This is a genomic window from Oscillatoria sp. HE19RPO (genome assembly GCF_024220515.1).
Lineage (GTDB): Bacteria > Cyanobacteriota > Cyanobacteriia > Cyanobacteriales > Laspinemataceae > Laspinema.
The window spans coordinates 1-2764 of the sequence record NZ_JAMXOT010000416.1; the positions used below are offsets into that span (position 1 = coordinate 1).

The window sequence follows — 2764 nt, forward strand, 5'->3', positions numbered from 1 at the left end:
ATATTGGTCTACATTCGTTCCCAAACGCTGTTTCTGGGGTCGGATTAACACGATTTCTGCTTCTCCCAGGGCAATGGTTTCTGGTATTTCTACCGCCACGGTAAATCGATTTTCTCCCAATTCCTGAGAAAATTCCGGTACCACCGTGGCTTCGTATGTGCGCGTACCCACCCGGAATTCCACCCGTAAATCCGACAGGGAACTGCCCAGATCGTTAAAATCATTGACAAAATTGCTGCCTTCAAGGAACACCAAAGGTTCTCCAGAGTCAAACTTCAACTCGGCTGACTGCAACACTGGCGGTGCCAAGGGATCGACCAAGTTGCTCGTCGGTGCATCGATCGTTGCTGTCACCGTAGGAATTCCTTCTGGGTTAAACTCGACGTTGGCCGAATTTACCATCGGCAAACCAATTTCCGGAATTGCCCCCACAGTCACCTCGGCGGTTTGAAGATACTTCGCCAAATAGGCCATCATCACAGTGAAAAAGGAGAAACTAGCCACTCCTGTTGCCGCAATCCCAAATACACCAGTCCGTGCAAATAAAAAGCTATTAGCCAGACTGAAATTCGTCCCTAATTGTACCGTCCCGGCAGAGCTAGAACCAAATGTGATTCCCGCGCTTCCATATTGTGCGGTTCCCGGAGCAAAACTCAGGGCTAAATTGTACGGTGAAAATCCCAGGGTAGTTGTGGCCAACAAAGCATAGGTGCCGCTGTCCAAAATCCCCCCAAACGGCGGTGAATTGGTGTGAATCAAACCATCGGCTCCCACCACTCCCGATTCCTCAATCAGCCAAGTATCGGTCCAATTGTTATTTTCATCCGGCAGAGACCCTTTGCGGGCAAACAATACTTCCGTTCCCGGTTCCATGTTCTCTGGTGCTCTGATGGCCAATTGAGCGGGAAGATTTAAGCGCTCGGATCCTAAATCCAACTCGAATGCTCCGGCAAAGTCCAAGGCATCGGGAAATTCTAACGACAAGTCTTCTTTCTCTAATGGAGTCAAACTGACGGAACTTTCTGAATTCAAGGCTCCCGGGGGCAACATGACAAAAGAACCATCGTCTCCAACAACAATCCCTCCATCTTCTGCGACTACTGCCGGGCCGATTTCCGGCGCTTCGATGCCCACGGGAATTTCCACCGATGTGGCTCCGTAAAAGATGGTGACGGTGGTGACGCCCTCTTTAAGCGCCGTCACCATACCATCGGCGGTGACATTTACGATGTCGGGGTGGCTGACAAAATAGCGAGTCCCAGCATCGGCAGCGCTGACATCTCCCGCGTCGGGCCATCCATTCAGACGCAGGGACAATTGCCGCTGTCCCCCTGCCGGGAGGGCGATGCCGTCGGGATAAGGGTCGAGACCGTAAACCGAACCTACGGCTAAGTTTAATTCCTTTTCGTTCGTCGGGGCAGAAATTTCTCCCAAGCGAATTGCCGTGACGCCGATGTTGCCATGAATGTCTGTGGCTTCCAGATACAGAACGTGACTGCTTTGGTCTAAGGATGTCCCGAGAATTTCTTCTAAAGTGGCTCCGTCGAGAGTAAAACTGCCATCTTCGGCCAAAGAAGCGGTAACGCTGACAAACTCCGAAGTCGGGGTGGCATCAAAACCGACTCGCAAGCTGGAAATCTCGCTCTTGTCTTCCACTTGACCGGATATGCCTGCTTCTATTGCTTCTACAGTTAGAATCGGCGGGTCGGTTTCCGTTTCTACCGGGGACAGAACGCTTTGGATTATCTCCCGACCCAAATCGGTATCTCGCCAATCTTTTTCGGGGTCAGAAGCCGCATCGAAATCAGTCGCCGAACCCGTCGCACCCTTAATTGAAAATATAATATCGTTATAATCTCGGTCCGACCAACTTTCCAGGCGCAAATCTTCCCAAGCAAAGAGAACTCCATCCCCGGTTACGTCTGCGAATTGCTGGCCGTGGAATCCATCGTCCGGGTCGTCGGTCGCCATGGAAAACAGGGGTCGCTTGGCTCCCGCGAGAGTCGGATTTTCGGCTACTTCTGCCACTGTGCCATTGGGAACCAACATGATGCCAAATCGTTCCGACGGTTTCATGGCAAAAGTCTTTGACTCGTATTCGCCCTCGTTCCAGTCAACCGATTCTCCTAATTTACCGGAAAACTCAGCCCCATCAGCGCGATCGCTAATCGCCACATGACCTTTAGGAGAATCGCTTAATGCCCGACGTGCTGCTTCTTCGATAAATTCTGGCGAACCCAATTCAAACTCATCAAGTCCCTCTAAGCTAAAAATTGCCACCTCTGCTTGGTATTTCCCGCCATCAAACAGGAAGTCGATGCCGACTTCTCCCGTTTCCCCCACAGTAAACACGCCCGACGTAAACTCTTTCGGGGTCCTCACGACCGCCGTTGCTGGGTTTGACTCAGATGTAGGGATAATTTCCGAGCCAATGCCTTGTTCAAACTGCTCCGGGTTTCCCGGTAGGGGTTCGACGGGCAGAACTGAAATGTCGTCCGCAGTCGCCGGAGCTAACGCTGTGGGAGCGCTTTCGCCCGAAGTCGGATCCTCCGTCACCTCCGGCACTGTTGGCGGATCTATTTCTGTGTCGGTTTCGGTATCGCTCAAGTCAGGTGAGGAATTTTCTGACTCGGCGGCTAAATTCTCTTGATGAGAATTTGCTCCGTCATCTTGAGACTCATGGGATGTTGCCTCATTTTCAACTGGCGGTGCGACTTCTGCCACTGGCTCATTTGAGGCTACAACGGGTTCCGGGGCTGAGGCT

The 2764-nt window shown here is 52.0% G+C and carries 1 protein-coding gene; it reads right to left on the reverse strand.

Features of this window, described 5'->3' with window-relative positions:
• Positions 1 to 2764: DUF4114 domain-containing protein (locus NG833_RS28365; RefSeq protein ID WP_254568621.1), on the reverse strand; the 2764-nt coding region annotated here is incomplete at both ends.